This is a genomic window from Acinetobacter sp. yr461 (assembly GCF_900110445.1).
GTDB lineage: Bacteria > Pseudomonadota > Gammaproteobacteria > Pseudomonadales > Moraxellaceae > Acinetobacter > Acinetobacter calcoaceticus.
On record NZ_FODU01000005.1, the window covers coordinates 103940 to 130935 of the forward strand.

At 38.9% G+C, this 26996-nt stretch carries 19 protein-coding genes; 10 read left to right on the plus strand and 9 right to left on the minus strand.

Annotated features, from left to right (window positions below):
* Nucleotides 1-2 precede the first annotated feature (2 nt).
* Both ppk1 and mtgA read right to left on the minus strand, forming a co-directional pair.
* Nucleotides 3-2084 (minus strand): polyphosphate kinase 1, encoded by a 2082-nt coding sequence (gene ppk1, locus BMW38_RS09940; protein ID WP_092707584.1) that lies wholly within the window; start codon nt 2082-2084, stop codon nt 3-5.
* A 104-nt stretch (nt 2085-2188) separates the two neighbouring features.
* Nucleotides 2189-2866 carry a monofunctional biosynthetic peptidoglycan transglycosylase gene (mtgA, locus tag BMW38_RS09945; RefSeq protein WP_005042244.1) on the minus strand — a complete coding sequence of 226 codons (678 nt, stop codon included), beginning with the start codon at nt 2864-2866 and terminating at the stop codon, nt 2189-2191.
* A gap of 76 nt (nt 2867-2942) precedes the next feature.
* On the opposite strand from mtgA, the gene BMW38_RS09950 reads away from it, so the two are divergent.
* A complete protein-coding gene (locus tag BMW38_RS09950; RefSeq protein ID WP_092707586.1) occupies nt 2943-3752 on the plus strand; it encodes a rhomboid family intramembrane serine protease in 810 nt (269 codons plus the stop codon).
* 1 nt (nt 3753) lies between these two features.
* Here the strand turns inward: BMW38_RS09950 and BMW38_RS09955 are convergent, their stop codons facing one another.
* Together BMW38_RS09955 and BMW38_RS09960 are read right to left on the minus strand one after the other, a co-directional pair.
* Nucleotides 3754-6213 carry an ABC transporter permease gene (locus BMW38_RS09955; protein ID WP_092707752.1) on the minus strand — a complete coding sequence of 820 codons (2460 nt, stop codon included), beginning with the start codon at nt 6211-6213 and terminating at the stop codon, nt 3754-3756.
* A gap of 3 nt (nt 6214-6216) precedes the next feature.
* Nucleotides 6217-6909 (minus strand): ABC transporter ATP-binding protein, encoded by a 693-nt coding sequence (locus BMW38_RS09960; protein WP_092707588.1) that lies wholly within the window; start codon nt 6907-6909, stop codon nt 6217-6219.
* Between the two features lie 44 nt (nt 6910-6953).
* Here BMW38_RS09960 and BMW38_RS09965 point away from each other — a divergent pair, with 44 nt between their 5' ends.
* Nucleotides 6954-7577, plus strand: a complete 624-nt coding sequence (locus tag BMW38_RS09965) for an arylesterase (RefSeq protein WP_003653065.1) — start codon at nt 6954-6956, stop codon at nt 7575-7577.
* 35 nt (nt 7578-7612) lie between these two features.
* Here the strand turns inward: BMW38_RS09965 and BMW38_RS09970 are convergent, their stop codons facing one another.
* On the minus strand, nt 7613-8227 hold the full coding sequence (locus tag BMW38_RS09970) for a carbonic anhydrase (RefSeq protein ID WP_017388743.1): 615 nt from the start codon (nt 8225-8227) through the stop codon (nt 7613-7615).
* A gap of 285 nt (nt 8228-8512) precedes the next feature.
* Here BMW38_RS09970 and BMW38_RS09975 point away from each other — a divergent pair, with 285 nt between their 5' ends.
* Nucleotides 8513-9538, plus strand: a complete 1026-nt coding sequence (locus BMW38_RS09975; RefSeq protein WP_092707590.1) for an alpha/beta fold hydrolase — start codon at nt 8513-8515, stop codon at nt 9536-9538.
* A 26-nt stretch (nt 9539-9564) separates the two neighbouring features.
* Nucleotides 9565-10572 (plus strand): hypothetical protein, encoded by a 1008-nt coding sequence (locus BMW38_RS09980; RefSeq protein ID WP_092707592.1) that lies wholly within the window; start codon nt 9565-9567, stop codon nt 10570-10572.
* 23 nt (nt 10573-10595) lie between these two features.
* On the opposite strand, the gene BMW38_RS09985 is transcribed toward BMW38_RS09980, so the two are convergent.
* Both BMW38_RS09985 and nfuA read right to left on the minus strand, forming a co-directional pair.
* Complete coding sequence (locus tag BMW38_RS09985) at nt 10596-12860, minus strand: TonB-dependent siderophore receptor (protein WP_092707594.1); 2265 nt, start codon at nt 12858-12860, stop codon at nt 10596-10598.
* A 169-nt stretch (nt 12861-13029) separates the two neighbouring features.
* Nucleotides 13030-13668, minus strand: a complete 639-nt coding sequence (nfuA, locus tag BMW38_RS09990) for a Fe-S biogenesis protein NfuA (protein WP_003653074.1) — start codon at nt 13666-13668, stop codon at nt 13030-13032.
* A 158-nt stretch (nt 13669-13826) separates the two neighbouring features.
* On the opposite strand from nfuA, the gene BMW38_RS09995 reads away from it, so the two are divergent.
* The 5 genes from BMW38_RS09995 (at nt 13827) to BMW38_RS10015 (ending at nt 19664) form a co-directional block, all read left to right on the plus strand.
* Nucleotides 13827-14444: a rhomboid family intramembrane serine protease gene (locus BMW38_RS09995; protein WP_003653076.1), complete on the plus strand. Its 618-nt coding sequence runs from the start codon at nt 13827-13829 to the stop codon at nt 14442-14444.
* Between the two features lie 168 nt (nt 14445-14612).
* Nucleotides 14613-16289: an arylsulfatase gene (locus BMW38_RS10000; protein ID WP_092707596.1), complete on the plus strand. Its 1677-nt coding sequence runs from the start codon at nt 14613-14615 to the stop codon at nt 16287-16289.
* Nucleotides 16286-17290: a formylglycine-generating enzyme family protein gene (locus BMW38_RS10005; RefSeq protein WP_213031139.1), complete on the plus strand. Its 1005-nt coding sequence runs from the start codon at nt 16286-16288 to the stop codon at nt 17288-17290. Before BMW38_RS10000 ends, BMW38_RS10005 begins: the two co-directional genes overlap by 4 nt.
* A gap of 107 nt (nt 17291-17397) precedes the next feature.
* Entirely contained in the window at nt 17398-17562 is a 165-nt protein-coding gene (locus BMW38_RS10010; protein ID WP_004793999.1) for a hypothetical protein, read from the plus strand.
* 554 nt (nt 17563-18116) lie between these two features.
* Nucleotides 18117-19664, plus strand: a complete 1548-nt coding sequence (locus BMW38_RS10015; protein WP_092707598.1) for a hypothetical protein — start codon at nt 18117-18119, stop codon at nt 19662-19664.
* 45 nt (nt 19665-19709) lie between these two features.
* Here the strand turns inward: BMW38_RS10015 and BMW38_RS10020 are convergent, their stop codons facing one another.
* The gene (locus BMW38_RS10020; protein ID WP_092707600.1) at nt 19710-21044 is read right to left on the minus strand and encodes a D-serine ammonia-lyase; all 1335 of its coding nucleotides are present in this window, start codon (nt 21042-21044) and stop codon (nt 19710-19712) included.
* 164 nt (nt 21045-21208) lie between these two features.
* Entirely contained in the window at nt 21209-22840 is a 1632-nt protein-coding gene (locus BMW38_RS10025) for an inorganic phosphate transporter (protein ID WP_017391706.1), read from the minus strand.
* A 464-nt stretch (nt 22841-23304) separates the two neighbouring features.
* Between BMW38_RS10025 and metH the strand changes: the two genes are divergently transcribed.
* Nucleotides 23305-26991 carry a methionine synthase gene (gene metH, locus BMW38_RS10030; protein ID WP_092707602.1) on the plus strand — a complete coding sequence of 1229 codons (3687 nt, stop codon included), beginning with the start codon at nt 23305-23307 and terminating at the stop codon, nt 26989-26991.
* Nucleotides 26992-26996 lie beyond the last annotated feature (5 nt).

Here is a 26996-nt window from a genome sequence, read left to right on the forward strand (position 1 = left end):
CATTATTTAATGATTTCCAATAATGCCCTTTGAGCATTATGCAACTTTTCACCCTCTGCTGGCTCAGCACGGATCCAAGTACCGTCACCTTGTAACAGCCATGCCTGTTGATTATCTTGTAAGTAGTTCACCAAACCTTGTTGATAAATACGTTTTTTCAACGCAGGGTCTTCAACTGGGAAACATGCTTCAACACGATTAAATAAATTACGGTCCATCCAGTCTGCACTTGAACAGTAAATACGTGCATCACCATTATTACTAAAGTAATAAACGCGCGTGTGCTCAAGGAAACGTCCTACAATTGAACGCACTCGAATATTCTCTGATAAGTTAGGTAAACCTGGACGTAAACAGCAAATCGAACGGATAATCAGGTCAATCTGAACACCCGCCTGAGAAGCTTCGTACAATTTATTGATTAACTGAACTTCGGTTAATGCATTCACTTTAACAATGATTTGAGCTTTACGTCCTGCCTTAGCATTGGCAATTTCTTCATCAATAAAGTTAATGAGCTGAGCATGTAAGGTAAATGGTGCATGTAATAGCTTTTTCAATTTCGCCATTTTGCCCATACCGGTCAATTCTTGGAATATACGGTGTACGTCTTCACACAGATCTTTATCTGTGGTCATGAGACCATAATCTGTATAAATTCGAGCATTCATCGCATGGTAGTTACCTGTTCCTAAATGAACGTAACGCACCAGTTTATTATTTTCACGGCGCACGACCATGATCATTTTGGCGTGAGTTTTATAACCGACTATGCCGTAAACAACGACTGCCCCAGCCTCTTGTAGAACGTTAGCTACTTCAATATTTGATTCTTCATCAAAGCGAGCACGTAATTCAATAACTGCAATAACTTCTTTTCCATTACGAGCCGCTTCAGCCAAAATTTGCACAATTTCAGAATCAGCCCCACTACGATATAGCGTTTGCTTGATGGCTAAGACTTGCGGATCACGCGCAGATTCACGTAGCAATTGAATAACTGGCGCAAAAGATTCAAACGGATGATGCAGTAAAATATCCTGTTTTTGCATTGCCGAGAAAATACTCTCGGTCTTTTTAAACACTTTAGGCACAACTGGCGTATGCGAGTCATAACGCAAATGAGGGCGTTTAAAATTTGAAACCAGACGAGCTAAGTTTACAGGACCATCAACTTTGTATAATTGCTCATCGGTTAAATCAAACTCTTCCAGTAAGTACTCATAAATATGCTGTGGGCAATTATGGGTTACTTCCAAGCGAACGGCACGACCAAAACGACGAGAACTTAATTCACCTTTTAATGCTTTAGCTAAGTCTTCAACATCTTCATTCAATGCCAAGTCTGCATTACGTGTAACACGGAATTGATAACATCCAGTTGCTGTCATTCCCGGGAATAAATCAGACACATGCTCATGAATAATTGCCGATAACATCACATGATGTTCTTTACCACCAGTTAATTCATCTGGTAGTCGTACAACGCGAGGCAATGAACGTGGTGCAGGTACAACAGCCAAATCAATTTGACGACCAAAAGCATCTTTACCTTCAAGAGTGATAATGAAGTTCAGGCTTTTATTAACAAGTCTAGGAAATGGATGTGCTGGATCTAGGCTAATTGGTGTTAATACAGGTGCAACTTGTTCCTGAAAATATTTTTTTACCCAAGCAGACTGGGCGGGAGTTAACTCACCACGACGTAAGAAGCAAATATCTTCTTCACGTAACTTAGGTAAGATTTCCTCATTTAAAATCCGATATTGACGCTCAATCGCAGCATGGGCAGTTTCAGAGATTTTTTGTAAGACCTGTCTTGGCGTAAGACCATCTGGGCTACGACTCTCATTGCCTAGAGAAAATTGCTCCATCACTCCGGCAACACGAATTTCAAAGAACTCATCGAGATTACGTGAAAAAATGAGTAAGAAATTCATTCGCTCAAGTAAGGGATGTAAAGGGTCTACCGCTTGTTCCAATACACGCAAATGGAAGTCAAGAATAGACAATTCACGATTGATATAACGGTCATTATAACTATATTCTATTGGGGTCGTTGTTGGTGTAATCGCTGTATTCATGTCTAACTCAATTCTCTATCCAGCCAAATCTCTAAAAACCAGTATGCTGCAAAAATATGACAATTTGGTAAAAACTAAAAAATTAACACATCTTTAAAACAGCATTATTCAGGAATCTGGGTGCTATTCATATAACGTAAAATAACGCGTTTTCTATATTGTAGTTTATGATCGTTGCGGTGATCTTGATAATATTTCGGATCAGGCAATAATGCGGCTAAGAAAGCAGCTTGTTCACGCGTTAGGCTTTTAGCACTTTTACCATAATAATGCTGAGCAGCTGCTTCAATACCATACAGATTTTTGCCGAATTCAACCGAGTTCATATACACCTCAAGAATTCGACGTTTTGACCACATGCGCTCCATCATCCAAGTCGCGACTGTTTCTTGGCCTTTACGAATAAATGAACGTTTGTTGTATAAAAACAAGTTCTTTGCAAGCTGTTGAGACACAGTAGAACCACCCGCAACAACTTCACCCTCTTCATTATTTCGCTCAAGGGCAAAACGAATACCCTGCCAGTCAAAGCCATGATGATGAATAAATTTTGCATCTTCTCCCGCTAAAATCGCATGTTTGAAATTGTCACTAATATCATCATAATCAAGCCACTTATGGATGATTGGCTCAGAGGTATCAGACCAATAATCAATTCGCATGAACATGGTGGTATCCACTTCATGTGTCCGCCACCAGACTAAACTCGAAAAAATCCAAAGTTGAATAAGGAGAATCGCCCCAATAAAAATTAACAACACGCGAACAATAAAAGCTTTCATGTTCGTCCTGATCTCCTGTATTCAACTTTTTTCATGTTAAGCTGTAAAGCATGTTCATATATAACAAAAGCATAGCATGACTCAATATCAGCCTCCGCACATTAATCGTAAACTCAATGTACAAAATTGGTGGCTGACCGCCCTACTCATCGCAATCAATGTAGGTTTGTTTGTCTGGCAAATTGTATCAGGCGTCGATATTAGTGATCCAGCCATGAAAGATGCCATTCATTGGGGTGCAGATTTTACACCACTTACTTTTTCTGGACAGCCCGAACGTTTATTTACCAGCATGTTTTTTCATTTTGGTTTAGTTCATCTCATGCTTAACATGTGGGCCTTGTATATTTTCGGTAATGTTACTGAGTCACTATTTGGTCGCTTCTATTTTATTGGGATGTACTTACTCGCTGGCTTATTTGGTAGCCTTTTAAGTAGTTATATGACGATTCAAGATGGACATGAATTGCTGCAACATTTTGACCAGAGCTTACTTCCCCATGTCAGTGCAGGTGCTTCGGGTGCTGTGATGGGATTAGGTGCTGCGTTAACAGTGCTTTCTTTATTTCCACCGCTACCTCATCAAGCCTACATACTCGATAAAAAAGCATTATTAATGATTATGGCAATCAACCTTATTTTTGGTTTTGTCGCAACGGGAATTAATAATGCCGCGCATATTGGCGGCATGATTATTGGAGCATTTCTTGCGCTGATGTGGTACTTAAGTTATGTCAGCAAATTTAAAAATACGCTCAAACTTCTAAGCTTATTAGGAGCAGTTGTAATTACAGGTGGTTTTTATATGTACTGTGTACAACTCAACTCACCTTTACTTCCGTTATGGCATGAAATCATCATCCAGAATCCTGACATTATTCCTTAAGCTACAGCTGGTTTAGTTCTCTTAAGCTTTGTAAAGGTGGTAAGTTACAAAGATAGCCTAGTCGATAACGGCCTATCAGGGCACAAACCAGCATCATGCCAATTGGTAAAATCAACCATATTTCAACATGCCACTGTAGTGCCATATTCATTTTATAGCTTGCAATAGCACTAATCACTTCTGCAAAACAGCAGGCAACTATGCCTGCTAATAATCCTAAAAATCCAACTTCAAGACTGAGCATCTGTTTCATTTTATTTTTAGACAATCCAAATGAACGTAATAAAGCAACTTCACGGCGTCGCTCATCCATTAATAAGTTTAAGCATGCAATCAGTACTAAAACCCCAGAGAAACCCACTAAAGCCGCCAGCACGGTCACAATTTTCACTAAAACATTCATTAAACGCTTTACTTCATCTAAAATTCGATCGACGTCAATAAATACCGTATTCGAAAATTGCTGAATGATATTGATCATTTTTGGTTGATCCTGCTTAGGCACATAAAAGCTGCCTAAATAACTTCCAGCATTTTCATCTAAAGTTTTCGGTGAAAAAATAAAGAAAAAGTTAGGACTAAAACTTTCCCATTCTACACTTCGAAAATTAACCACTTTGGCCTGTAAATTACCTTCCGGCAAGCTAAAGGTAAGCTTATCTCCAATTTGAATACCAAGGCTTTCAGCCGTTTTGTTTTCAACAGAAACTTGCCCTACACCAGTAAACTGAGCTTGACCATTTGTAATGGCATTGTCATTCGGTAATTGATTAGACTGAGTTAAATTTAACTCACGACGTAAAGAGTTATTTTGTTTTATGGCTTCTTCAGAAAAAGGTACTTCATTTTTTGCTAGCAATCGGCCACGGATATTGGGATATAAAGGTGTGCTCTGCCAACCATTTTGTTTCAACTGTTGTTCAAAAGCTTTTAAATCAAATGGAGGCAAACCATAAACAAACTGATTAGGCGTTCCTTCTGGCAATTGTTGCTGCCAACGCTCTAATAAATCAGTTCTTAATACACTTAACACTGTAATAAGGCTTAATCCTAAAGCCAGAGCAGTAATCTGTAATGCGCTTTGGGATGGAGAGCGAATATAAAAAGACAAACGATTTTTCATCTTTTTTAGGCTACGAAGCAATAACCAGACAGCGGTGTAAAGCAAAATACAAAGAACGATAATCGCAGCCAAAACCATAATGCTGAGCATCAAGTTTTCACTCAACACCAAACTAAAAACAATGAGGCTAGTAATGCCGGCAAAAAACATAAAAAATAATGATTTTCGAGATTTTGCTTGTTCACGAATAACACGAATTGGAGGTGTATTTAAAAGCTCCCAAATGCTTGGCAAGATGAATCCAAGCAAAACAATTACACTTGTAAAAATGGCGATTGGCAAAGGCCCAAGTAAAAGTGGTATTACCGAAAAATTTAATTCCAATTGAGGAATTAATTGCAACATGAGTTGAAGCAGACCATAGCCCAATATCAGCCCCAATAAGCTTCCTATAACAATCGAAATCGCACTAACAACACAAAGTAATCCAATATATGCCAATAAAATTTGGAACTTACTTCCCCCTAAACACCGGATGAGCGCAATGTGATCTTGGTTTTGTTGAACATATCTTTGACTCGTTAAAGCGATGGCAATACCACACAATAAAATTGTTAAAATATTGGCCAATTGTAAAAAGGTATCAAGGTTTTCAAGTGGACGTAATAATCTGCTATTCGACTCACTTGCATCGCGTAACCGTAAACCCGCTGTTTCGTCTAGATCTTTAGTGGTTTGATGTTGTTGTTTAAACTGCTTAGCAAAAGTCTGTACCTGTTCGGGTTTACCCGCCATTAATAAACGATAGTCAATTCTACTGCCTGTCTGAATTGCATGAGTTTTAGCAATATCAGCTTGATGGATAATAACCGTAGGAGAAAAGCCAGAGAATCCTAACTCTTGGTTAGAATCACGAACAATCACTCCGCTAAAACGAAATGTACCATCCGCAATAGAAACAGCATCACCCAGTTTTACTTTTAATAAATCTGCCGCCCTTTGGCTTAGCCACACCTCACCAGACTGAATCCCTTGCGTAGTTGGCTCAATTTCAAGCTGGCCTCTTAGTGGAAATAAAGGCTCTATTGCTTTCACATTGACCATGACAAACTGATCTTGTGTATGAGCCATAGAACTAAACATAGTGACATTGGTTTGTTTGAAACCAAGCTGCTCTGCTCTTTTTTGCCATGACTGTTCTATCGGTTCGTTATTCGACAGAACTAAATCAGCCCCCAACATTTGGGAAGCCTGTAAACTGACAGCATTTTTAACTTGGTCATTGCTAAATTTCAGAGCGGTTGTGGCACTAATCGCAAGCGATAAAGCAATAATAAGTAGATACAGACCACCCGTGCGGAAACTTTGTAGTAATAGTGGTTTTAGAAGATTACGCATCATTTAACCACCCTGTACTGTCTTTAATCGGCCGTCATCTAACTCAACATGGCGCTGACAAAAGCTTGCTAAGTTACGGTCGTGTGTAACCAAAATAAGGGTTGTACCTAACTCTCGATTTAAATCAAAAAGCAGATTTTCAATTTCTTGAGCTGTTTGACCATCTAGGTTTCCTGTAGGTTCATCCGCAAAAATAATTTGTGGTTCTGCAATGAGCGCCCTTGCAATTGCCACACGTTGCTGTTCTCCTCCAGATAAGACTTTAGGAGTTTGCTCCACCTGACGGCCAAGTCCCACTCGATGCAACCAATCTAACGCTTTTTTCTCTGCGGTTTTATAATCGAAATCTTTACGCAGCCTTAAGGGCAACATGACATTTTCAAGTGCGCTCAACTGAGGCAAAAGCTGAAAAGACTGAAATACGAAACCAATATGCTGCATTCTAATTTGAGCGCGTTGTTCTTCGGTTAACTCATGTACTGCCTGACCACATAGCCACACTTCTCCTTCAGACGGTTGATCTAAAGTCGCCAAAATTCCCAGTAAGGTTGATTTACCTGAGCCGGAACGTCCTGTAATTGCTACCTGTTCCCCTTCAAAAATCTCTAAATCGATATCTTTTAAAATCGTAAACTGATTTTGGTTGATCTGAATAGTTTGTGTAACTTGATGGGCAGCAATGATGGGTTGTGGCATGATGTAAAAAGTCCTATGTATTCAGAATCAGAGTCGAAGTACAAATGTATAAATCTTTTTTGATTGGTTCTAAAAGCATCATGCTCATCTCATTAAGTATGCTGCCCATGCTTGTATCGGCGAAAACTATTTTAATTTTAGGAGATAGTATTAGTGCCGGTTATGGAATTGATCCCAAACAAGGTTGGGTACAATTACTACAAAAACGTTTAGACCAACAGTATCCCAAACAACACAAAGTGGTCAATGCAAGTGTTAGTGGAGAAACAACAAGCGGAGCTTTAGCTCGATTACCTAAATTATTGCAGACCTATAAGCCAAATGTAGTCGTGATTGAATTAGGCGGAAATGACGGCTTGCGTGGGCAACCACCTCAAATGATTCAAAAAAATCTGGATCAGCTCATTCAATTAAGCCAGAAACAAAAAGCCAAAGTTGTTATTTTTGGTATGAAAATTCCCCCAAATTATGGGGCTGCATATAGCAAAGCTTTTGAAAATAATTATAAAGTTGTAAGCCAAAAATATCAGGTGAAATTGCTTCCGTTCTTTCTAGATGGCGTTGCTGGTCAAAAACAACTTATGCAAAATGATTTGATTCATCCAAATGCACAAGCACAATCAAAACTACTTAATTTAGCTTTTCCATACATAAAAGGTGCCCTATAGGCACCTTTTAGTTTTAAGCATTATTTTTAATATAATCAGAAATCAAAAAAAGTAACTTCACCAGTTTCTAGTGAATACTCTGCACCAACAACAATCAACTCACCTTTTGCGATCAAGCTTTCAAGGACACTTGAACCATGACGTAATTGATTTACCGAAGCAAAAACGTTTGAACGTACTGCATGACATGATAATTTTTTCAAATCATTTTTTAAGTCAGTTTGCATTAAAATTTCAACTGATGGACGAACACGGTTCACAATCGACATCAAGTTAGCTGATGGCGGTTGATCAGGGTTCATTAACGTATCAATTGTCGCTTGAATTGCCCCACAATGACTGTGTCCTAATACAACTACAACCGGACAGTCATAGCGTTCTGCTGCGAACTCAACACTACCGACTTGTGAAGGTGCCACAACATTACCAGCAACACGAATTACGAATAAGTCACCAAGACCTTGGTCAAATACCATTTCTGCTGGAACACGAGAATCTGAGCAACCTAATACAATCGCAAACGGATTTTGATCCTTTGCCATTTCAGCGCGTTCATGATGAGATAAGGTTTTTGCAAGGGAAGTATTTCCATTTACAAATCGTTGATTACCAGCTTTCAGACGATCTAAAACTTCTTGCGCAGTAGGCATTTTATATTTCCATTGTTTTTTCAAGGTTGGAAATCATTTTAATGTGTCAAAATTTGAATGTCACTGACAAAAAATTAAATCCTTTTCCATGAAAAATTTTAAAAATACTTCCTCTATTTGAATGGAGAATTTACTGCACATTCACTGCTGTTTAGTTAAAAAATAGACATACTTTAGCAAATGGATTGACTATAATTTTCCTCCTTTTAATCATTTAGCAAATGACTCATTGGCAAAGTTTTTCAATAATTTTCAAACTCGCTTATGCATCAAGGATGAAATCTTATGACAACGCTGTCCGCATCAAAAAAAACTGTTCTAAAAAAAACCGTTGCAGCACTTACCTTAGCATGCAGCCTTACAACAATAATGAGTATTTCTCAGACACAGGCTGCCGATACGATTGATATAAGCTTTCAAAATATTTTGCAGCAAGAACGAAGCTGGGCAGGTTTACAAAGTAAAAGTTTAAAAGTTGGTGATATAACTTGGTCATATAGTGAAGGTGGTTCTACCACTAAACCTACTTTACTCCTTATTCATGGATTAGGAGGGAGTCGTGATAACTGGAACCGCATCGCCCGTTATCTGACAGCAAATTACCATGTCGTTATTCCTGACTTACCTGGCAGTGGTGAAACCTTAGTTACACAAGAATTTGATTATTCAGTGCCTAATCTTGCCGAAAAATTACGTCGTTTTGTTGAAGCTGCAAATTTAAAAGGCCCTATTCATATTGCTGGCCACTCACTTGGCGGTTCGATTGCCCTACTCTATGCTGGACAATATCCATTTGAAACCAAAAGCCTATTCTTAGTTGATAGTGGCGGTATTTTCCGTTCTGCCAATACAATTTATCTAAAAGATCCTGCTTACCTAAAACAACTTTTAGTATCTAAAAAGGGTGACTTTAACTATTTGTTAAAGCAAACCATGTATACCCCACCTTTTATTCCAAAAGAATTTTTAGAAGCTCAAGAAAAGCTCATGATTAATCAGGCACCTCAAACGCAGAAACTGGTTGATCAGCTTATTGCGCTAAATAAGGTTTACACTCCCGATTCATTTGCCGTTTTAACAAGAACGATTGATGCACCAACACTGATTTTATGGGGTAAGCAAGATAAGATTATTAATGTCGAAGTCGCAAGTGAACTAAAACGACTCTTAAAGAATGCCCAACCTCCTGTTATTTTAGAAAATGTTGGCCATATGCCAATTTTGGAAGCTGAGCAGCTGGTTATTCAACAATATGTACCGTTTTTACTGAAAGTAGAAACAAATCAGTCTTTAAGAACGACTACACCTTAAATAAAACTTCGGACTTGTGAGACCTTATGTCTACCCAACCGCTTATAGAAAAACTCATTGAAGCTCATCTTGATTTTTTAGATGAGGAATTTGCTCAGCCCAATGTTATTCAAAAAGAATTTGAGCAATTTTATCATTGGTTGGGTAGTCGGCAACTACAACACCTCTGGACTTTCGAACAAATTCAGCAGCTGATTCAAAAGCAGATTTTAGACACCCCTGCTTCTGATTTTCTGCTTGAACAAATTGCAGAACATATCCGTTTTGCACTGATTCATCCTGCTAATGACAGTACAACAATTGAAGATGTTATTCCTGTTTTAACAATTGATGGAATTGCGCAATACGTTGCAAGTAAAGATCAGCATCGTAAAAAACTCATTAAAACGATTGTGAGTAATCCTGCATTTTCAGCACTTCTAACACAGCTGATTCAACAAACGATGCATGACTATTTAGATGAGTCGATGTCAAAACGGGTGCCGGGTGTAGGTCGTTTTATGAAGATGGGTAAATCGGTTCTAGAAACCGTAACCGACTCAAATCTGGATGACACGATTCATCATTATTTGCAAAAGAATATTTTAAAACTCACTCAAATGAGTGAGCGTGTTTTAAACCAACATTTTGACAATGATAAGCTCTACCATTTTCAGGCAAATATTTGGCATAAAGTTAAAACCATGCCGCTTTCTGTTTTGAAAAATTATGTAGAAGTTCAGGATTTATCAAAAACTGTGGGGTTAGGACATCAGATTTGGGATCACATTCGCCAAACTTCTTATTTGAAACAACAAGTACATGATGGTATTTACACGTGGTATGTTCGAAATCAGGAACATAATTTTGACTTGTTACTTCGTGACCTCAATATTGATGAAAGCTTAATTCAACATGAACTGACTCAGTTACTTGTGCCGGTATTACAGCAATTAGTCACAACTGGTCATTTAAGACGACGTGCTCGTGTGTACTTAGAAAAGTTTTATTATTCTGAAAAAGCGTTAGATATTTTAAATAACAAAGGCGCTTAAAGCGCCTTTGTTATTACTATGGATTAGAATGAATATTTTAAAGAAGCGTAATAAGCTCGACCCGGCTCATTGTAAGTTTGGCTAATCGAATTACTGTCTCTTAAAATTTGTTTATCAAACAAGTTACTTACACCAACACGCGTACTAATATTGTCTGAAATTTTATAACCAACATTAATTCCAGCCGTACTATAGCTTTTTACAGTGCTTGGCTTAATCGCAGAATTTGTTCCACCTGAACCAATGCCAGATTCGATTCTATTTTCGGCAAACTGACGCGATTTTTGACGACCATATTGAGTAAATACAAAATTCACATCTAATTGATCTGTAATGTCGTAATCAAAAATTGAGTTAATCGTATAGTTGGGAACTAAAGATAATGGGTTACCCGTTTGCTTATCTTTCGAGTCCATCATATAGGTAAAGTTGTTGGTCCAACGAATATCGCCAAAGTCTAACCCTAAGCTTCCTTCAAAACCTTGAATTAATGCTTTAGGCGTATTTTCCCAACGTAAGATATTCCACTTCGTGTTGGTTACAGCTCCTGTATTGGCATTGGTACTTGAGCCATCTACAGTGCCAACAACATTCGTTCCTGCCACAATCTTATCTTTATAGTCATTGCGGAACCACGTTAAGCTCGCATTCACAATATCTTTTTGGAACTGAATGCCTAACTCTTTGTTTACCGAAGTTTCAGGTTTTAAATCACCATTACCTTGTAATAAACAACGCGATTCAATATTGGCTGGACAACCATTGCCATTTGTACTGAGTAAGTACCCTTCGGCATTTTGATACATGTTTGGTGCTTTATAAGCTTTAGCTACTCCACCCTTTAACGTGAAATAATCATTGAGTCTTTGAGTAACGTTTAAGCTTGGGCTCCAGTTAGAGCCAGATTTGCTATGGTCGTCAAAACGTAAACCTAACACGGCATCGGTGCTGTCTGTGAGTTTCAAGTTGTCTTCGATATATGCAGAAGCAATCCGTGATTCCATTTTACTGCGATTGCCTTTAGCTAATTGATCGCCATAACCTGAACCGCTGCTGTCTGTACCCTGATTTGTCGAAATATTATCTTTAAATCTGTCTTCAACCCACTCAGTACCGAGAGTTAATACGTGCGGTACATAATATTCAAAAGGAATATTTGCTTCACCATTCAACCGAAGAGTTTCTAATCTTGAAGTTGCTTTATCATCAAGGTTATTAATTTTTCCTTCTACACTTCCAGCAAGGCCTTCAGGTAGACGTTTGTTATGGGTTTTATCGTATTGAGCAACTAACTTACTTTTACCCCAAGACCAATCACCTTCATGTGTTAAAGCATAGCTATCACGGTACATCGTATTGGTTTCTTTACCAATAAGCTCCGAAAGAATCGCATCAGCTTCAGCATTTGCATTTAACTGAGAGTCGCCAGAATAAATATTACCTTGCTTGCTAGATGAAACATCAAGTAAGACGGTTTGCTGATCTGTTGCTTGCCAAGCTAAACGTCCTGAAATATCTTTATTTTTAACGCCTTCACGCCCAGCTGCCGTACTTCCAATTGATTTATTAATATCGACATCGTCAGCTTCTGTTTTATTGTAATTACCATATAAACGATATGACAAAACATCTTTAATCAGTGGCCCACTTAAATTAAAGCCAACTCGATTTGATGAACCTTCTTTAGAGTCTTCAGGTTGTGAAGTATAGAGCTCTACCGAACCATGGGTTTCATTCGTCACTTTTTTAGTGATGATGTTGACTACACCACCTGCTGCACCCGAACCATATCGAGCTGCAGCTGGCCCGCGTAAAACTTCAATCGATTCGATTGCTTCTGCTGGAACCCAGTTTGAATCACCGCGTGTATCTCGTTCCCCTTTCCAGCCATAGCGAACTGAATTACGAGAATTAACAGGTTTTCCATCCACTAAAATGAGCGTATTTTCAGGACCCATTCCACGAATATCAATTTGTCTATTATTACCACGCTGCCCTGTTGCACTGTTTCCAGTTAAATTTACACCAGGCATACGACGCACATAATCTGAAATATCATTACGAACTGGAAGTTTTTCTAAATCTTCTTGGGTGATCACTGATACACCGAGCGATTGCTTTACTTGCTCTTCAGCTGTTACAAAAATTGTTTCCAATTTCACAGGTTCAGCAGGCTTTTCTAATGCTGGTTCAGCTTGTTCTTGCTCATTTTTTGCAGCATAAGCCATAGACATCATACTTGCCAGTACTGAAACAGAAAGCACTGACTGGATAATACGCTTCGACATAAGTATTCCCAATATATTGATTTATTAAACATCTCTCATTTTAAGTTCCGCATTGTAACAAATCTAAATAAAATTACAAATGATATTGATAATAATTATCATTATTTATATTGAATAATAAAAAAACCTCATTCCGAGGCTTTTTTATTTCACTTTTCAAATAATTTAATTATTTGAAATAAGCACCTTCAGCTTGTGTATGGTCAGTTTGGTCAACCACACGTTGAAGCTCTGGAATATGCTCTCTTAACGTCGTTTCTACACCTTGTTTCAAGGTAACGTCAATTGCAGAACATCCTTGGCAACCACCACCAAATTTCAATACAGCAGTTAAACCATGTTCTGGATTATCTTGTACTTCTACCAAGCTACAATTCCCACCATGGCCTGCAAGACCGGGGTTAATTTCTGCTTGCAGAATGTAAGTAATACGCTCTTCAATTGATGCATCTGGACCAACACGTGGAACTTTAGAGTTTGGCGCGCGGAAAGTTAACTGCCCACCAAAACGGTCCTTATTGTAATCAATTACGGCATCTAAAAGATAAGGAATAGATGGCGCATCAATATATGCAGGGAAATCTGGATAGTCCTGTTTATAATCCGTTGGGATTACTTCTTCTGGTGCACTATATGCCATACAGCATTCTGCACGTGGCGTACCCGGATGTTCAACAAAAACTCGAACGCCAATTCCCGGAGTATTTTGCTTCGTCAATAAATCGTGCAAATACTCTTGTGCAGATGGTGTAATCAAAAGGTTTGGAATTTCTTCTGCAACAGCAGTGTTGGTGTTCTCAGTCGACATAACAATATTCCTCAAGCTGATGCCTTTATATTAACCGAAGATGAGGTAGATTTAAAAAAAATCAACTAAATTTGTCGGATTTATACACAACAGGGTTTCAACTGAAGTTTTTAATGGCATTATTGGGCTCAATATTGATCATTTTTTAAATATTTCTTATGTTGCATCTGCCGTTCAACCATACCATTACCCTTATTATTATTACGGTCATTGTCTCTTTACTTGCATTTAGCAATCAAAACGTGATGAATCGTTTGATTTTTTGGCCACCTGCAATGCAACGTGGGCAATTTGATCGTTTCATTACTCATGGCTTTATCCATGCAGATGGTACACATCTACTTTTCAACATGATTACCCTGTTCTTCTTTGGCAGCATTATTGAAAGTTTTTATCGCCAATATTTTTATGACATGGGATTTGTGTTGTTCTATTTAGGCGGTTTAATCTTTGCGATTTTACCAAGCTATTTACAACATAGAAATGATACAAACTGGGCGAGCCTCGGCGCCTCTGGTGCGGTTTCAGCTGTTTTATTTGCTTATATTCTATTTCAACCATGGAAGCTGATTTTTGTATTCTTCATTCCAGTACCAGCCATTATTTTTGCTGTTTTATATGTAGCGTACAGCATTTGGGCTGGTAAACGTGGTAATAGCCATATTAACCATAGTGCTCATTTATGGGGTGCAGCTTACGGGGTCCTTGTAACCATTTTGATCGAACCCAAAGTGATTCCACATTTCTTAGATCAACTGACTCGTATTCCGTTCTAAGTCAGGCACTCAAAAAAAGCCCGTAATGGGCTTTTCTTTTTTTCTCATTTATTTATCACCATAAATTCTCAGTCTTTTTTCTGATTTTCTTTGATCTTTTCCTTGTTTTGATTGCAAAAACCATCTGATTAAACTCATGCCAATTCTTTTAATAATTCAGATGATACAATGAAGTACAAAGCAATTTTATCTAGCCTTTCCATTGCTTTATTTAGCTTATCTTTGGCTGGATGTAATGACAACGATAAACAAGAAAATGTAGTCAGTACTCCTAAACAGCCCAATATCTTATTTATTATGGCGGATGACTTAGGCTATTCAGATTTAGGAGCTTTCGGTGGTGAAATTCGTACACCCAATATTGATAGCCTAGCTCAGGAAGGTCGCCTTTTAACTGACTATCACACTGCCCCGACCTGTTCCCCAACACGTTCTCAACTGATTTCAGGTACTGATCACCATTTAGCTGGTATTGGTGCAATGGCTGAACTCACGCCAGAACATTTAAAGGGCCAGCCTGGCTACGAAGGATATTTAAACGAGCGTTCATTATCGATTGCACAGGTTCTTAAAGATAATGGCTATCGTACTTATATCAGCGGTAAATGGCATTTAGGGCTAACCCCTGAAACGAATGCCCATGCAAAAGGTTTTGACCATTCATTTACCTTGTTACAAGGGCTAGATCATCACTTTAAACAAGCTCCAAGTGCATTTAAACGAAATTCGACCTATACGGAAGATGGGCAAATTATTCCTGTTTCAGCATTGCCTGATGACTTTTTCTCGACAAATTATTTTACCGATAAATTACTTAGCTATTTAGACTCCGGCAGAAATAGCGGCAAACCGTTCTTTGCTTATGCTGCCTATACAGCGCCTCATTGGCCAATTCAGGCACCTGCGGAATACCGTGAAAAATATCGCGGAGTTTACGATGTTGGTTACGATGCAATTCGTAATGCGCGTATCGCACGCCAAAAACAGCTTGGCATTATTCCGGCAAACTTTGAAGCAGCCGAACCGATTGCAACTCAAAATGCTCCACAAAAATATGGAAAATGGAATGAATTAACTGCTGAACAAAAAGCACTAGAAGCCCGTAAAATGGAAATCTATGCAGGTATGGTAGAAAATCTCGATGCCAATGTGGGCCGAATTATTCAGTACCTCAAACAAAATAATCTTTATGACAATACCTTAATTTTCTTTGTTTCCGACAATGGTGCAGAAGGTTTTGTACGTGGAGGTTATGGCAGTGAATCTGGCTTTGATAACTCTGTAGCAAATGTAGGTACACCGACTTCGTATCACTATATTGGACCACGTTGGGCCGAAGTCAGTGCTGCACCTTTCCATTTGTGGAAGGATACAGCTGGAGAAGGTGCAACCACTGCTCCTGCTATCGTGAAATTACCAAATCAGAAAAAAGCAGAAGAAACGAATCATAGCTTTGCATCAGTACTCGATGTTTTCCCAACTTTACTAGAATATGCCCATATTCCAGTACCTCAAGGCCAATACAATGGTCGTACCATTAACACACCATCAGGGATTTCATGGAAACCTTTACTTGAAAATAAAACAACTACGATTCGCCCCGAAAATTTTAGTTTTGCCGATGAGCTACATGGCAGTAAATATGCAAAACAAGGCGAGTGGAAAATTGCACTTCAAGGCCGTCCTGAGCTAGGTACAGGAACTTGGGAGCTATACAACATTAAAGCGGATCGAGGGGAAAGACAGAACGTTGCTCAGATTTATCCAGCTAAAGTCCAAGAATTGTTATCGGTCTATCAAAAATATACTGAAAAAAATGGTGTGCAGGAATATAACGCCAAATGAGATTGAAACCATTTTTAGTAACGACCATCAGCCTGTCTTTTATGACAGGCTGTAGTCAATCTTCACAAGTTTCTGAATCCACACCATCGTCTCAGCAGCAAACCTCTTTAGCTGACTTAGGTTCTATTGAGAAATGTAAAAACTACACAGGACTACCTCAAGGTTGGCTAAAACAACCTACAGCAGGAATGGTTTTAATTCCTAATGGACATTTTAATTTTGGTTCTGAAAAAGCATATCCCGATGAACTTAATTTTGGAAAAAAGCAACGGGAAGTCAAAGGATTCTGGATTGATCAAACAGAAGTTACCGTTGCTCAGTTTGCTAGTTTCGTAAAAGCAACGGGTTATATCACCGATGCCGAAAAACAAAAGCAGGCTGCTGTTTTTTCACCAGACCCTCAACATCCACAGCAATGGTGGCAGCTAAAATCGGGCTATACATGGAAAACTCCAAACGGCAATAATGGTGCCGTAGCGAATCCTAATGAACCTGTGCGATATGTGAGTAAAAACGATGCTGAGCATTATGCAGTCTGGTTAGGACATGATTTACCCACAGAACTAGAATGGGAATATGCAGCTAAAGCGAATTCGCAAACTGATACACCATTACATCAGGCCCCTACCGATGAACACCAACATCCACAAGCAAATTACTGGCAAGGTGAATTCCCTTTTAAAAACCTGAATCAAGATCACTTTAAAGATGTTGCACCCGTTGGATGCTTTGCACCAAATCATTTCAAACTATTTGATATGATCGGAAATGTATGGGAATGGACATCATCTCCATATCAAGGTGCTCATGACCAGCATATGGGAAATTATTCTGATTTAAGACAACAACAAATCACCAGTACACAATATGTAATTAAAGGCGGATCTTTTCTTTGCGCACAAAATTATTGTTCACGTTATCGTAGCAGCAGCCGCTATCCGCAAGACTTTGATTTAGCAGCAACCCATGTGGGCTTTCGAACGATTTTACGATCTGATTAGTTTCTTTAAATCAGAATTATTAAATATATTCTTAACCAAAAGTAGATCGAAAAATAAGCAAAATTTTTCTATAGTAAAAAGGAGAATGATAAAAAAGCGAGAACAAGATGAAAACATTACTTCTCTGTGCAGCAGCAATTTTCACAATGTCATTATCAGCCTGTGCAGTTCATACACCTGAAGGCAGTATTGTGATTGATCCAGATTCACCTTATCACAACCATCCAGGAGACTTTTGCCCACCAGGACAAGCGAAAAAAGGACGTTGTTAGAGATAGTTTCTTTTAAAGTAATTTTGAAGTTACTTTAAACAAATAAAGTTCAATCAAGTGATAAAGTGAGTACAAAAATGGAGGGTTCCAACCCAAAAATAGATGGGATGAAACTAGAAAATTATGGTGTAAAAAAATCACCATATCCCCAAGATTTTTAAAAGACAATCTTATGCTGTCTTCTATCTAGTTTCACCCCAATTCTTTCTTATTCCGTCTGACTTCTCTTATCCTTTAAGAAAAAAGTCTAGTTTTTAATCATTTCTGTATCTGTATTATTGATACATTTTGAACATTTTACCTTCAGGCTAAAACTGATGTATTTGCTTAATACAAAATAATCATTTATGTAACGTAAGTCTATAAAAATGTTCTAAAATTGTGAAAAAAATTAAGACCAAAATGAGATGAATTTATCATAATAATTTTCTCTTCCATGTTTCATCACATAAATAATCAATATTATTTTGTCAGTTATTGCCACTCGTTTCCTTTCATTGGCATAGATAATGTATACATCTGTATATTAACCCAGTCGTATAACGAGATATTTTATGTCCAGCACAAGTCAAGTCGAAGGTCTACAATTTCCAGTACACGCCTCAACAAAAAAACAAAGCACATCTCTTACTGGCCAAGAAATTTTGTCAGAGGCTTTATCTGTTGTAGATAATAAAACCGCACAGCAAGTGCTGAATGAAAAAAACTGGCGAAAAAATTACCCAATATATTTTAAAGCACTTGTTAAACAAGGGATTTCTAATAGCAAGCACCCAATTACTATTGCGAAGCAAGGTTTGCATAAAGCTCACCATATTTTTGACTATTATCGTGATAGTAAACACTACCTTTTAAAAGATGCGGTTAATATTGCTTCATCTACGCCACTTCATACAGTAAAACTTAAAGGTGAAAGTGATGCAGCACCTGAATGGTATGTTCCTTACAAAGGACAAAAACTAAGCGGGCAAAGCTTACTGGACCAGATTCAACGTTGGGAAGAGGCTGGTATTATTGAACCAAGTCATGCAAAAGCTTTACGTGAAGCTATTGCTCACCCAGAATGGTTTGATTTATCTGACCGTACCATGGTGCTGTTTGGTGCAGCTTCAGAAGCAGGACCTCTACCTTGGTTAGCCAAATGGAAAGCGAATATTGTTGCTGTCGACTTACCAAACCCACGTGTTTGGGGCAAGATTTTAGATACGATTCAACAAGGAAACGCAACCCTCATTGCACCAAGTGTTGAACCAGTGGATTCTTCAGTAAAAGTTTCTGAGTTAAAGGATAAATTGGGTGCAAATTTATTGACTCAATTACCAGAAATCGCACAGTGGCTAGTTCAGTTTCCACAAAAGTTAGATTTGGCCGCAATTGCCTATTTAGATGGTGAAAAGCATGTTCGTGTTTCCATGGCAATGGACAGCATCATGCAATTTGTGAGCGAGCATAAGTCTGATACGAGCCTTATGTTTATGTGTACGCCAACCGATGTTTATGCTGTTCCTAAAGAAGTCGCAAAAGCTGCTCAACAAAAATTTAAATCACGTACAAAACTACAAAAAATGGCAGTGAAAGGTGTTTCAACACTTTCCTTAAAACGTTTTTTTCAAGCGCCATATCAAGACTTAGTTGATTGTGAAAATGGAAAAACTTATGGCATTGCCGACTGTCTAGTTGTTGAACAAGGGCCAAATTATGCTTTGGCTAAACGCATTCAACAATGGCGTGCTATTTTGGCCCGCCATCAAGGACAACACGTCAGCATTAATATTGCTCCATCTACAACGACCCACTCTGTGACTAAAAATCCATTGTTGAAAGCAGCTTTTAATGGTGCAGAGCTTTTTGATGTAGAAGCATTTAGCCCTGAAACTACCAATGCGATTATGGCTGCAATCTGGATTCATGACTTAAGAAATGAGTCTTCTGTGGCAAATCCTGAAACGGAGCTGGACCATCCGCTTGAGCTCATGATGGAAGGTGCCAACCACGGCGGATTGTGGCGTGTTGCTTATTTAGCAAGAACTGCCCTGCCTTTTGCTGCAATCTATGGCTTTGCAACCGAAAAACTACCTTTCGGAAAATCATCTAAAAAATAATTATATTAAAGCCCAATTCTAGAATTGGGCTTTTTCTGTGTTTATCTATTTATTTTGAAAGTGTGATAGATATTTTTGCATTTCATCGGGTGGCACCATACCGCCTCCTGTCGCCCATATCACATGGGTTGCCTGTTGTAACTGCTCAGCTGATAGTTGATGTAAAGCCAAATAATCAGGACTCGTCTGGACATAATATGGCCCCATCATTCCTGCCACCGCAGAAGGCTCAAGCTGAATATTTTCAGTTTGATTTAAAAGCGCAATGAGCTCATACAAACGCTCATCATCAATGGTGTAATAGCCATCAATTAACTGCTGCATAGCACGTCCCACAAAACCTGAAGCACGGCCTACTGCGAGCCCATCTGCAGTAGTTACATTATCGAGGCCAATGTCATTCACTGAAATCTGATCATGCAAACCTGTGTGGACACCCAGTAACATGCATGGCGAATGGGTGGGTTCTGCAAAAATACAATGTACATGCTTACCAAAAGCCAGTTTCAAACCAAAACTTACCCCACCAGGGCCACCACCAACGCCACATGGCAAATAAACAAATAATGGGTGTTCAGCATCAACTGTAATCTGTTTTTGCTCAAATTGCTGTTTTAAGCGTATTCCTGCAACTGCATAACCTAAAAATAATGTTTTTGAGTTTTCATCATCAATAAAAAAGCAATGTGGATCTTGCTCTGCTGCTTTTCTTCCCTCTTCAACAGCTACGCCATAGTCACTAGCATATTCCACAACATTAACGCCCAATGAACGCAGTTTGTCTTTTTTCCATTGTCTAGCATCGGCAGACATATGGACTGTGACTCTAAAACCCAGTTTGGCGCTCATAATACCAATCGAAAGCCCTAAATTTCCTGTTGAGCCTACTGCAATTTGATACTTAGAAAAAAACGTTCGAAATGAATCTTGATCTAACTTACTGTAATCGTCTTCCAACTTGAGAAGTCCGGCCTCAATTGCCAACTTTTCGGCGTGAGCCAAGACTTCATAAATACCTCCACGCGCTTTAATTGAACCAGAAATAGGTAAATGGCTATCTTTTTTCAGCCAGAATGCTCCACTCAGTTGCACTTGCTCTGTTGTAGAAAGTGCTTGTTGCATATGAGTAATTTCAACGATATCTGATTCAATTTTTCCATGTTGTGCTTGAGTTTCAGGAAACACTTTTGCCAAATAAGGTGCGAAACGCTCTAATCGGGCTTCTGCTTCACTTACGTCCTCTGCGGTGAGACCAACTTTTTCTAAAGCTTCATTTAAAGGATAGCAATGAGGTGTAAACCAAAATGTTTCTTGATAGGCTTGTAGTCTCTCAATAAGTGGAAATTGTTGTTTTAGCTGATCTATTTGAACCGCATCCATAATCTATCCTGATATAAAAGTTTTAAGCCTAGCCTCTGAAGTTACTTGAGGCTTTATAAGGACTCGTTAATTTATAATTGAATGTACATGAAAATAGACTGAACGTTAAAAAGAAACAAATAAAAAAGCCACTGTGAACAGTGGCTTTAATTTTTTAAATACTTTTATACAAACTGTAAGAATAACCAGTACAAACCGCCTGACAAACAGATTGTTGCAGGGAGTGTAAATACCCATGCAGATAAAATCGTTTTAACTGTATTGAAGTTTAAACCCGATCTATTCGCGACCATAGTACCTGCAACAGCACTGTTTAAAACGTGTGTTGTTGAAACAGGCATACCTAAACCGTCGGCAGCTGCAATTGTACTCATTGCTACAAGCTCAGCAGACATCCCCTGACCATAAGTCATGTGATGTTTACCAATACGTTCACCTACAGTCACAACAATACGTTTCCAGCCGACCATGGTGCCTAAGCCAAGTGCTAAAGCAACTGCTACTTTCACCCAAGTTGGAATGTATTGTAAGAATGAATCTAAGCTACTACGGTATTCTTTCACGAGTTTTTCTTGTGACTGATCCATTTTTGGTAAAGCATCAGCTTTATCCAAACGCTTAAACGTCGTTGTACTTAAATACATGTCATTACGAATTTCACTGATTGCAGCTTCTGGAATGTCTTTTAAGTTGCTATAGCTAGAAACTCGCTCACCCAAATGATCAGTCATGCTTGCCAATGCAGGCACTACTTCCGGAGTTTGCTGTTTAGTCTGAATATATTTAGTCAAAATAACACGTGCTTTTTCATCGGTTAATTCTGGCTGATTTTGATTCAAAAGTACGGCAGTTTGAGAAGAAAGCTGATGGAATGATTGAACTTGTTGTGTATCAAGGTTTTTATTCAATGAATAAGCCAATGGCACCAGACCAACCAAAATCAGCATGATTAAACCCATACCTTTTTGACCGTCATTAGAACCATGTGCAAAACTTACACCTGTACAGGTAAAGATTAAAATTGCACGAATGATTGCTGGTGGTGGTTTATTACCTTCTGGTGGTTGGAATAATTCTAATTGGCGTTTAAAAATAGTTTTAACCAACAAGAATACAATCGCTGCAAAAGCAAAACCAATTAAAGGTGAAAATAATAAGGCCTTACCGACTTTAATCACCTGATCCATATCAACACCACTGGTGGTTACGCCAGTCGATGCACTCAACAGATGGTTCATAATGCCCACACCCAAGATTGAACCAATCAAAGTATGAGAGCTAGAAGCAGGAATACCCAAGAACCAAGTACCTAAGTTCCAGAGAATAGCAGCAATAAGAAGCGCAAAAACCATTGCGAAACCTGCACCGCTACCCATATTCATAATCAGTTCAACAGGCAACAATGCAATAATGCCGTAAGCGACTGCGCCGCTTGCAACCATTACCCCAAGAAAATTACAAAAACCTGCCCACATGACTGCAACTGGTGCAGGTAAAGCATTGGTGTAAATCACTGTCGCTACTGCATTTGCAGTATCATGGAAGCCATTTACAAACTCAAAGCCTAAAGCAATCAAGAGTGCGGTAGATAAAAGAATAACCGAATAAAGACTCAAAGGCGGTACATGCGCTAAATCAGCACTCACCTGAAATCCAATATAAATAAGTGTTGCAACAATAATTGTCAGAAACACCGGCATAAAGAACTTAGGTGTCGGGACATGTACATTCGTCGATTTGACTTGCAGGTTTGCCGCAAGTTTTGAATCCGAAACAGGGGGTAGATTAGAATTCATGCAGACGGTAAGAGGATAGAAAAATCCTCTGTATTCTTAAATTAAATTATGACAATTATATGACAAAGCGGCGCCTGATGAAGTCAATTTTTCATATTTTGACCTCATTTGATGCACCTTTCCTCGATCCATTTTATTTTTTTATTAAAATACAATAATTTAAATCAATTTATATCTTACTTATTTATGACTATTTTTAAAGCAAAAATATCTAAAAAATTACCTATGTGACGTTTTTTTAAACAGCCTAATTGTCATAAAACCGAATATTGGAGATGAAATATTTCAATATCATGATCATTTTATGAATTTTTGATGAAAAAATACCCTCTTTTTTGTTCGAAAACACTTTTTTTACGACTAATTTACGGTGAATGGTGGGTCGTCATAGATCATCAATTGTGCTGCTATTCTGTTACAATAGCGCCGCATTTTTAAATTCATATAAAAGATCGGGGTTTTCTATGTCTACGCTTGCCACCCTAAAAGCGCTTCTTGCTAAACGCATTCTGATTATTGATGGTGCAATGGGAACGATGATCCAGCGCCATAAATTGGAAGAAGCCGACTACCGTGGTGAGCGTTTTGCCGATTGGGCACATGACTTAAAAGGTAATAATGACCTTTTAGTTTTGACACAGCCAGAAATCATTCAAGGCATTCATGAAGCTTACCTTGATGCTGGTGCAGACATTATTGAAACTAACAGCTTTAACGGCACGCGTGTTTCAATGTCTGATTACCACATGGAAGACCTTGTTCCTGAGATTAACCGTGAAGCAGCCCGTTTAGCCAAAGCAGCCTGTGAAAAGTATTCGACTCCAGATAAACCTCGTTTTGTAGCGGGTGTACTCGGCCCAACATCGCGTACCTGTTCAATTTCACCCAATGTAAATGATCCTGCCTTTCGTAACATTACCTTTGATGCGCTAAAAGAAAACTATATTGAGGCAACTCATGCGCTGATTGAAGGTGGTGCAGATATCATTCTGATTGAAACCGTTTTTGATACATTAAACTGTAAAGCTGCAATTTTTGCGGTGAAAGAAGTCTTTAAGCAAATTGGTCATGAATTACCGCTCATGATTTCAGGGACCATTACCGATGCATCTGGCCGTACCTTAACAGGCCAGACTGCTGAAGCGTTCTGGAACTCTGTACGCCATGGTGACTTACTTTCAATTGGTTTTAACTGTGCCCTTGGTGCAGATGCCATGCGTCCTCACGTTAAAACTGTGTCTGATGTTGCGGATACTTTCATTTCTGCCCATCCAAATGCTGGCTTACCAAACGCTTTTGGTGAATATGACGAAACACCAGAACAAACTGCTGCCTTCTTAAAAGAGTTTGCAGAAAGTGGCCTCATTAACATTACAGGTGGATGCTGTGGTACAACGCCAGATCATATTCGTGCTATTGCCAATGCTGTAAAAGACATTGCACCACGTCAAATTCCAGAAACTGTGCCTGCTTGTCGTTTGAGTGGTTTAGAACCATTTAATATTTATGATGACTCACTGTTTGTAAACGTGGGCGAACGTACTAACGTTACCGGTTCAAAAAAATTCTTACGTCTTATTCGTGAAGAAAACTTTGCCGAAGCTTTAGAAGTTGCACAACAACAAGTGGAAGCTGGCGCACAGATTATTGACATTAACATGGATGAAGGGATGCTCGATTCGCAAAATGCGATGGTTCATTTCTTAAATCTTGTGGCATCTGAGCCAGATATTTCACGTGTGCCGATCATGATTGACTCATCGAAATGGGAAATCATTGAAGCAGGCTTAAAATGTGTACAAGGTAAACCTGTTGTTAACTCGATTTCCTTAAAAGAAGGTTATGACGAGTTTGTCGAAAAGGCTCGCCTTTGCCGTCAATATGGTGCCGCAATTATTGTGATGGCCTTTGATGAAACAGGTCAGGCCGACACTGCTGAGCGTAAACGCGAAATCTGTAAACGTTCTTATGATGTTTTGGTCAATGATGTGGGCTTCCCTGCTGAAGATATTATTTTTGACCCGAACGTGTTTGCAGTGGCAACAGGGATTGAAGAACACAATAACTATGGTGTCGATTTTATTGAAGCCACTGGTTGGATTAAACAGAACTTACCTCACGCCATGATTTCTGGTGGTGTATCGAACGTATCGTTCTCATTCCGTGGAAATGAGCCTGTTCGTGAAGCAATTCACTCTGTGTTCTTGTACCATGCCATTAAACAAGGCATGACCATGGGGATTGTAAATGCCGGTCAGATGGCAATTTATGATGATATTCCTAAAGAACTCAAAGATGCGGTTGAAGATGTTGTTTTAAACCAGAACCAAGGTGAATCTGGTCAAAACGCCACAGAGAAACTGCTTGAAGTCGCTGAAAAATACCGTGGTCATAGTGGTGCTCAGCGTGAAGCCGAAAACCTTGAATGGCGTAACGAACCTGTAGAAAAACGTCTTGAATATGCTTTGGTTAAAGGTATTACCACATACATTGATGAAGATACCGAAGAAGCTCGCTTAAAAGCCAAACGTCCTTTAGATGTGATTGAAGGCGCTTTGATGGACGGTATGAACGTGGTCGGTGACTTGTTCGGTTCAGGCAAAATGTTCTTACCACAGGTTGTTAAATCTGCACGTGTCATGAAACAAGCTGTGGCTTGGCTCAACCCGTACATTGAAGCTGAAAAAACAGGTAGCCAATCTAAAGGTAAAGTCCTGATGGCAACTGTTAAGGGCGACGTACACGATATTGGTAAAAATATTGTGGGTGTTGTACTGGGTTGTAATGGTTACGACATTGTTGACCTTGGTGTGATGGTACCTTGTGAGAAAATCTTGCAAACTGCGATTGATGAAAAATGTGACATCATCGGGTTGTCAGGTCTGATTACTCCATCTTTAGATGAAATGGTGTTTGTTGCGAAAGAAATGCAACGTAAAGGCTTTGACATTCCTTTATTGATTGGTGGTGCAACAACTTCAAAAGCACACACAGCAGTAAAAATTGACCCTCAGTACCATAACGATGCAGTGATTTATGTTGCTGATGCCTCACGTGCTGTAGGTGTTGCAACTACCCTGCTTTCAAAAGAAATGCGTGGAAAATTCATTGAAGAACACCGTGCTGAATATGCCAAAATTCGTGAGCGTTTAGCCAACAAACAACCCAAAGCTGCCAAGCTGACTTATGCAGAGTCTGTTAAAAACGGTTTTAAAATTGATGAAAGCTATGTTCCTGCAAAACCGAATCTTTTGGGAACTCAAGTTTTAACAAACTACCCGCTTGAAACATTGGTTGAATATTTTGACTGGACACCATTCTTCATTTCTTGGAGTTTGGCAGGTAAGTTCCCGAAAATTTTACAAGATGAAGTGGTTGGCGAAGCTGCAACAGATTTGTACAACCAAGCTCAAGCAATGTTGAAAGATATTATCGACAACAACCTTTTTGATGCACGTGCTGTATTTGGTATGTTCCCTGCTCAGCGCACTGACGCCGACACCGTCAGCGTATTTGATGAAGCTGGTCAAAATGTTACGCATACATTTGAACACTTACGTCAGCAATCAGACAAAGTCACAGGTAAACCAAACTTGTCTTTGGCAGATTACATTCGTACTGACCGTGAGCAACAGGACTACTTAGGTGGATTCACTGTATCGATTTTTGGTGCAGAAGAATTGGCAAATGAATACAAAGCCAAAGGTGATGACTACTCTGCAATTTTAGTTCAGTCGTTGGCAGACCGTTTTGCAGAAGCCTTTGCAGAACACTTGCATGAACGCATTCGTAAAGAGTTCTGGGGTTATAAAGCAGATGAAACACTGAGTAATGAAGAGCTGATTAAAGAGAAATATGTCGGTATTCGCCCTGCACCGGGTTACCCTGCTTGTCCAGAACACTCTGAAAAAGCGGTGTTGTTTGACTGGTTAGGTTCTACAGACAAAATCGGCACCAAACTGACTGAGCACTTTGCAATGATGCCGCCATCTTCGGTAAGTGGTTTCTACTATTCGCACCCTCAAAGTGAATATTTTAACGTAGGTAAAATCTCTCAAGACCAACTTGAAGATTATGCAAAACGTAAAGGTTGGACACTGGATGAAGCGAAGCGTTGGTTAGGACCGAATTTAGATGATTCCATTGTTTAATTTAA